The following is a 7319-nucleotide window of genomic DNA, read 5'->3' on the forward strand; positions in this document are numbered from 1 at the left end:
CCGGCAGTCCCGTCAGCCGCCGTCCGTCCACGGCGCACCGCCGGGCGGCCGGCCCGCCGCCGCGACCGTCCGCCGCTCCTCCCGGCGCTGTGCCCGGCGGCGCAGGAACCGTCTGATGCGCGAGACGAGGAAGCAGAGCACCGTGAGCCCGGTGAGGAGCAGGACACCGGCGACGGTCGCCGCGGCCCAGGGATGGAAGACCGCCAGGGTGATGACGCCCGCCACCCCGAGGTCCTCGGCGATGCTCACGACGATGTTGCTGAAGGGCTCGGGCGAGGTGTTGACCGCCATCCGCGTCCCGGCCTTGACCAGGTGGCTCGCCAGCGCGGTCGAACCGCCGAGCAGGGCCGCCGTCAGGTCCGGGACGGCGTCGCTCTGCCCGGCGAGCAGCGCCCCGACCCAGGCGCCCATCGCCGGCCGGACCACGGTGTGCACGGAGTCCCACACCGAGTCGACGTACGGGATCTTGTCGGCGACCGCCTCGCAGAGGAAGAGGACGCCGACCGTGACCAGGATCTCAGGGCGCTGCAAGGCCTCCGGGACGTCGTCGGTCAGGCCGGTCGCGCCGAAGAGGCCGAGGAGCAGCACCACCGCGTACGCGTTGACACCGCTGGCCCAGCCGCTGGTGAGGACCAGAGGGAGTACGGACACGGAGGGGATCGTAGCCAGTGGGCGACGGGGGTGTCCTGGGTCTGAGCACGTATGCCTGAGTATCCGTACCTACAGGGAGAGATGAGTAGGCGCACGGATGGGCTGCGACCTGCGTGAACGACAGAGTGGAGGCACGGAGAGGGGCGCGGTTCCGGTACCGCCGGCACGGGGCGGCGGAACGGAACCCGCGCCCTTGGCCGCTCCTTCCGCCGGTCCGGCCGGCGGGAGCGAGACACGGGGGACCCGGGGGGACGGCCGAACGGGGGCAGACGGGGGTACGGGGGAGCACGGCGAAGCGCCGGTAGGGACGGCCCGCGGGGGACGCGGCCGGCCGTACCGGCGCTCTCGTGCGTGTGGCGCCCGGTGCGCGGCGGCCGGTCGCGCGTCCGGTGCGGGCCTCGTGGCTCCGGCTCAGCGGTGGCCGCTCACGCGGCCCTGGAGGAGCCGGGACAGCGCCGCGTGGACGTCGTCCAGGGAGCGCTCCGGCTGGAACGCCTGCCAGTCCAGGGCGGCCACCAGGACCATCCCGACCAGTGCCGCCGCCGTCAGCGGGATGTCGATCTCGTCGCTGAGCTCGCCGCCCGCCACCCCGTCGCGCAACACGCCCTCGACGACCGCCACCGCCTGCTGCCGCACCACCATCAGCGTGGACTGCCAGGCCCGGTTGGTGCGCCAGAGCTCCGCCACGTAGAGCTGGGTGAACGCCGGATACCGGCTGATGAAGACGAGCCCGGCCCGGATCATCGCGTCCAGCGCGTCGACCTTGCTGCCGCCGTCCCGGTCGGTCTTCTCCGCCGCCTCCCGCAGCGAGGCGGTGAGCAGCCCGACGCCGTGGCGCAGCAGCTCTTCGAAGAGGACCGACTTGCTCGCGAAGTTGTAGTAGACCGTGCCCTTCGCGACACCGGCCCGCTCGGCGATCTCGTCCACCGTGGTGGCGGAGAAGCCCTGTTCGGCGATCAGGGTGACGGCCGCCTCGTAGAGCTTCTGCCTGGTCGCCTCGCGGCGGCCGCCACCGCCCGCCGTGATGCTGCTGCTTTCCATGGCACCGATTGTCACAGGAGCGCCCGCGCGCGTGGTCACAGGCTCAGCTCCGGATGCAGCCGGTCCAGGGTCCACACCTGCTTGCGGCGCGCCGTCAGGGCGGTGAGCGCGAGCGCGCCCGCCGTGAAGGCCGTCAGCACGGCGCACGCGGTCCCCACCGGTTCCAGGCCGCCGCCGGTGATGAGCCGGCGGAGGGCCTCGACGACGTAACTCATCGGCAGGTAGGGGTGGATCGCGTTGAAGAAGCCCGGACTGGTCTGGACGGGGTAGGTGCCGCCGGCCGACGTGAGCTGGAGCATCAGGAAGGCCAGGACGAGGATCCGGCCCGCGGCCCCGAAGCGGGCGTTCAGCCACTGCACGATCGCCGCGAAGCAGGCCGTCACCAGGAACAGGAAGCCGACCGTTCCCGCCGCCCGCGCCATCTGGAGGCCGACCGCCCAGTGCAGCACCGCCATCAGGGCGGCCGTCTGCAGGACGCCGACGACGGCGACCGGCAGCCAGCCCGCCAGCGCGATGCGCCAGGCCGAGGCGCCCGCCGCGAGAGCGCGCCGGTTCAGCGGCTGGATCAGCATGTACGCGACCATCGCGCCGACCCACAGGGACAGCGGGATGAAGTAGGGGGCGAATCCGGTGCCGTAGTTCGGCGCCTCGTGCAGGTCCTCGGAGGCCATGCGCACCGGGTCGGCCATGACCTCGGTGCGCAGGTCGCGGTCGGACTTGTCGTAGTCGGGGATCCGCTCGGCGCCGTCGTGCAGGCCGCCCGCCAGCTTCCCGGAGCCGTCGACGAGCTTGTACAGGCCGCCGTCCAGGGTGTTCGCGCCGGTCTTCAGCCGGCCGACGCCCTTGTCGAGGGACGTCGCCCCGGTCCTGGCGGTGCCGAGGGCGGAGTGCAGCCGCTTCGCGCCGTCGGCGACGGCTGCGGCTCCCTCGTTCAGCTTGTCGACCTTGGAGACGGCGTCGTCGAGGTCCTCGGAGAGGTGCGGCGAGCGGGCGGCGAGGGCGCGGGCCCGCTTCTCCAGGGTCACCAGGTTCTTGTCCAGCTCGGCGAGGTCGCCGTCCTGGTCGCCGATCAGGACGTTCACGTCGTCGGCGACCTTGACGACGTCGGCCGCGGCCTTCGTGGCCTTCGTCAGCTCGGGACACGCCGGGTCGGGGACCGGCAGGGTCTCGCACCGCGCGCGGTGGACGGCGTCCAGCGCGTCGGAGGCGGTGTGCGCGCCCTTGGCCGCGGCCGGGGCCGTCTTCACCAGGGTGCCGAGGTTGTGGCGGATCCCCGCGGCGGAGTCGGCGACCAGCCGGGCCGCGTCGCCGATCGACTTCTCGTTGTCCTCCAGGAAGGGGCCCACCTCGTCCGCGACCCCGTCGACCTTGTCGGCCAGCGCCCGGGTGCCGTCCGCGACCTGCCGCGAACCGTCCTCCAGGTCGCCCGCCCCCGTGGTGATCTTCCTGAGGCCCCCCGAGAGCTTCCCGCTGCCCTTCTTGGCCTCCTTCAGACCGTCCGCGAGGTCCTTGGAGCCCTTCTTCGCCTTGCCGATGCCACCGCTGAGCCGGTCGGCGCCGTCGGCCGCCTGCACGGTCTTCCCGTGGATGTCGGAGAACGAGACGAAGATCTTGTCGAGGAACGAACGCGAGGCCTTCGTGGAGGCGGCCCTGCGCACCTCGCCGAACACCGTGCGGGAGATCTGTCCGACGATGTAGTTGTTCGCGTCGTTGGTCCGCACCTGGAGCGCGCTCGTCTCGGGCGAGGTCCCGGAGCTGGACGCGATCCTCCTGCTGAAGTCGCCCGGCATGGTCAGCGACAGGTAGTACGTGCCGTCCTCCACGCCCCGGCGGGCCTCGGCCGAGGTCACCTCGTGCCACTCGAAGGTGTCGCTGTCGTGCAGCCCTTCGGTGATGGTGTCCCCGACAGAGAGCCGTCGGCCGTCGGCCGTGGCTCCCTCGTCGTCGTTCACCAGCGCCACGGGGATGCGGTCGAGACGGCTGTAGGGGTCCCAGAACGACCACAGGTAGAGGGCGCCGTACAGCAGGGGCAGCAGCAGGAGCGCGACCAGGGCTGCGCGCGGGAGCTTGCCCCGGCCGAAGCGGCGGAGTTCGAGAAAGGCCAGTTCAGGCGAGCGCATCGGTCGTCTTCCTGTCGTGCTTCCCGCTGTCGCTGTCGCTGTCGCTGTCGGCGTCGGCGTCGGAGGTGCCGGCAGTTCCGGTTCCCGTGTCGGTGGCGTCGGCTTCGGGAGCGGTGCCGGAAGCGACGGCCGCCTTCGCCTTCGTTTCCGCCTCCGTCTTCACGTCTGCCTTCACGTCCGCGTCTGCCTTCGCGGTCGCCTTCGCCTTCGTTTTCGCGTCTGCGTCTGCGTCCGCCGCCGCCTCCGTGCCGGTCGCGGCGCGGGTGACGGTGCTGGTGCTGGTGACGGCGTTCTCCCCGTCGGCGGTCCCCGTCGTGGCGGCCGGTGCGGTGGACACGACGACGGCGCCCTCGGGAGCCTCGCTGCACACCGCCACGACCGTCGTGCCGGACGCGGCGATGGACGCCAACAGGGCCCAGACCTCGGCCCGTTCGGCGTCCGAGAGCTTGAGGTCGGTGTCGTCGACGCCGAGCAGGCGCGGGCGGCCGATCAGGGCCAGCGCGAGCGACAGCCGCAGCGTCTCGACCCGTTCCAGATCGCGCACGGCGGTCCTCGGTCCCTTGGGCAGCGTGTCCGGGTCGAGCCCGGAGGCCGCGAGCGCGGCACCGATCCGTGCCCCGGTCTCGCCCGCCCGCTCGCCGCGAGGCCGCAGCAGGGCGCGCAGCGATCCCCCGAACCGCCGCTGCAGCAGGGCCCGTTCCCGCAGGTGCTCCCCGACGGTCAGCGCGGGGTCGAGGTCCGTGACCCCGGGCACGTGCGCGAGCGCGCTCACGCGGCGCACCGCCGCCAGCTGCTTCGGCAGCCTCGACGGACCCACGGCCGCCGTCCCCTCGGTGGCCTTCATCCGGCCCGTCAGGGCGAGCAGCAGGCAGGTGCGGCCGGATCCCGACGGTCCCTCGATCGCGACGAGCGAACCGGGCTCCGCGTCGAGACGGACCCCGCGGAAAACCCGTCCGCGGGGTCCGTCGAGTCCGAAGTCCTCGGCCGCGAGGCGCAGTCCGTGCGGACCGTCCACAGCTCCCCCCATCCTCTGGAACACATCGAACCACTTTTGAACTGACTGGTCAGTGCAAAAACTAACCCGAACTGTCGATCGAAGCAAAAGCGCAGGTCAGAACGGATTGTCAGTGGCATACCGCACGATGTGCACATACGGCCACAGTGCCGTCACACGACGACAGGAGGTTCGTCATGGCCAGCTCGTCCGCAGCCGCCGCCCGTCGGCGCCGCGCCACCGGCCCTGCCCCCTCACTGCCCGGACCGGCGGGCGACGTCCACCCCGTGCCCCGTCGGGCCACGGCCCCGCCCGCCGCCCTCGACCTGCTCTCCCAGGCCCGCGCCGCCCTCGACGAGGCGGCGGCCCTGGAGACGCCCAACGAGCGTTACGCGACGGCCCACTTGGCCGCGCTGCGCACCGCGGCCGCCGTCCTCGCCGCGCGTGCCCGCCCGGAGCCCGCGTCCCGGCGCCGGGCCCGGATCCGCAGCGCCTGGGAAGTACTCCCCGAGATCGCTCCCGAACTGACCGAGTGGAGCGCGCTGTTCGCCTCGGGAGCCACCCGCCGTGCCCGCGCCGAGGCCGGCATCCAGGGAGCGGCCGGCACCCGCGACGCCGACGACCTGATACGTGACGTCCACATGTTCCTGCGCCTGGTCGAACGCATGCTGTCGCTGCAGCCCGTGCTGCCCCGGCCCGGCCGGGGCCCGGACGGGCCGGGCGGGGCGGGCGGGCCGGGCGGGGCGGGCGGGCCGGAAAGGGGGGTTCCGGGCGCGGGTTGACCGGAGGGACCCCGCGCGGACCGCGGGCGGTCCCGCGCGCGTCGCCCGGGTGACCCGGCGCGCGTGAGACGGGGGACCGGTCACGGCGGCGGAGGCAATAGGGTGGAGGCGCCTGCTGCCTCCCCGCCGGGAGGCCCGAACATCGCTCCGCCGTTCACCGGGCGGTGCCGCGCCGAGGAGTCAACTGCCGTGTCGGACCCGATGCGCCCCCGCGCTTCTCTCCGTACCGCCGTCGTCTGGGAGGTCCTCAAGGACGCCCTGGACCGTCAGGTCAAGGCCGCCGGGCGGGATTCGCTCGACGTGCTCGACACGGGCGGCGGCAGCGGCAACTTCGCCGTGCCCGTGGCCCGCCTCGGGCACCGTGTCACCGTCGTGGACCCCAGCCCGAACGCGCTGTTCGCGCTGGAGCGGCGTGCCGCCGAGGCCGGCGTCGCCGACCGCGTCCAGGGCGTCCAGGGCGACGCCCACGGCCTCTTCGACGTGGTCGAGCGGGGCCGCTACGACGCCGTGCTGTGCCACGGCGTGCTCGAATACGTGGACGACCCGGCCGAGGGCGTCCGCAACGTCGTGGACGCGCTGCGCCCCGAGGGCGTACTCAGCCTCCTCGCCGCAGGCCTGGGCGGTGCCGTGCTGGCCCGCGCCCTCGCCGGGCACTTCAAGGAGGCCCGGCACGCGCTCGACGACCCGGACGGACGCTGGGGCGAGAGCGATCCCGTTCCGCACCGGTTCACCGCCGAGCAGCTCACCTCCCTGGTCGCGGGCGCCGGCCTGCACGTCGCCGCCGTGCACGGCGTCCGGGTCTTCGCGGACCTGGTGCCGGGGGTCCTGGTGGACACCGAGCCGGGCGCCCTGGACGCCCTGCTGAAGCTGGAGGCGGCCGCGGCCGAACTCGCCGCGTTCCACTCCGTGGCCACACAGCTCCATGTGCTCGGTGAGGCTCGAGGGGCCGCAGAGGTCTGAGCGGCCCCACGGTGCGCCGCTGATCAGGGGCTCGGCGGCGGATGGAGTACGCCACAGACCACCCGATCGAGTGCTCGGCGCCGTATGATCGGGGGAGACCGTCCGGCATGACGGGCCGGTCGCTGGGGAATGCACGCCTCAGCGCATCGGGGCGCCGTGCCGGGTTCCGGTCGGCGAATTGGCGTAGAGGGCGGGTTTCACGGGGCCGATTCCCTGCCTATCCTGAAGGGGACCCCCGGTCGCCCCGGCGACTGCACGATGAGGAGGACTCCGTGCCGCTCTCGGAGCACGAGCAGCGAATGCTCGAGCAGATGGAGCGAGCGCTGTACGCCGAAGATCCCAAGTTCGCGACAGCGCTTGAGGGAAGCGGGCTGCGTACGTACACCCGGCGACGGGTCTACCAAGCGGTCGCAGGCTTCCTGGTGGGTATCGCGCTCCTCATGGCCGGAATGGTCGCGGTCCAGATCTGGCTGAGCGTGGTGGGCTTCCTCGTCATGCTGGGCTGCGCGGTGCTCGCCGTCACCGGCTGGCGCAAAGCTCCCAAGCCGGGTGAACAGCCGACCGTTCCGGGCTCGTCCGCCGCTCGCCGGCAGGGCCGACAGCACCGTTCCATGATGGACCGGATCGAACAGCGCTGGCAGCGTCGCCGCGACGAGCAGGGCGGCCACTGAGCCCCGGCCCCGCCGTCGCACACACGCATACGTGAGGGGGGGGGGCCCCCGGGACGGGGTGGAGGCCCCCAACCGGTTCGGTGGTGTGGCCGGGGGCCCC

The 7319-nt window shown here is 73.2% G+C and carries 7 protein-coding genes; 3 read left to right on the forward strand and 4 right to left on the reverse strand.

Translation table 11 applies throughout. The annotated features are described in order from the left end of the window. Positions 1–12 precede the first annotated feature (12 nt). The 4 genes from ACFW6B_RS25720 to ACFW6B_RS25735 form a co-directional block, all read right to left on the reverse strand. Complete coding sequence (locus ACFW6B_RS25720) at positions 13–651, reverse strand: DUF4126 domain-containing protein (RefSeq protein WP_386599189.1); 639 nt, start codon at positions 649–651, stop codon at positions 13–15. Between the two features lie 411 nt (positions 652–1062). Next, on the reverse strand, positions 1063–1692 hold the full coding sequence (locus ACFW6B_RS25725; RefSeq protein ID WP_386599190.1) for a TetR/AcrR family transcriptional regulator: 630 nt from the start codon (positions 1690–1692) through the stop codon (positions 1063–1065). Between the two features lie 35 nt (positions 1693–1727). Beyond that, the gene (locus ACFW6B_RS25730) at positions 1728–3812 is read right to left on the reverse strand and encodes a YhgE/Pip family protein (protein WP_386599192.1); all 2085 of its coding nucleotides are present in this window, start codon (positions 3810–3812) and stop codon (positions 1728–1730) included. Continuing rightward, on the reverse strand, positions 3799–4827 hold the full coding sequence (locus ACFW6B_RS25735) for an ATP-binding cassette domain-containing protein (protein WP_386599194.1): 1029 nt from the start codon (positions 4825–4827) through the stop codon (positions 3799–3801). Before ACFW6B_RS25735 ends, ACFW6B_RS25730 begins: the two co-directional genes overlap by 14 nt. A 176-nt stretch (positions 4828–5003) precedes the next feature. Here ACFW6B_RS25735 and ACFW6B_RS25740 point away from each other — a divergent pair, with 176 nt between their 5' ends. The 3 genes from ACFW6B_RS25740 (at position 5004) to ACFW6B_RS25750 (ending at position 7219) form a co-directional block, all read left to right on the forward strand. Then, on the forward strand, positions 5004–5588 hold the full coding sequence (locus ACFW6B_RS25740; protein WP_386599196.1) for an SAV_6107 family HEPN domain-containing protein: 585 nt from the start codon (positions 5004–5006) through the stop codon (positions 5586–5588). Positions 5589–5777: 189 nt separating this feature from the next. Next, positions 5778–6548: a methyltransferase gene (locus tag ACFW6B_RS25745; protein ID WP_386599198.1), complete on the forward strand. Its 771-nt coding sequence runs from the start codon at positions 5778–5780 to the stop codon at positions 6546–6548. 272 nt (positions 6549–6820) lie between these two features. Then, entirely contained in the window at positions 6821–7219 is a 399-nt protein-coding gene (locus ACFW6B_RS25750; RefSeq protein ID WP_386599200.1) for a DUF3040 domain-containing protein, read from the forward strand. Positions 7220–7319 lie beyond the last annotated feature (100 nt).

This window comes from Streptomyces sp. NPDC058751 (assembly GCF_042746485.1).
Lineage (GTDB): Bacteria > Actinomycetota > Actinomycetes > Streptomycetales > Streptomycetaceae > Streptomyces.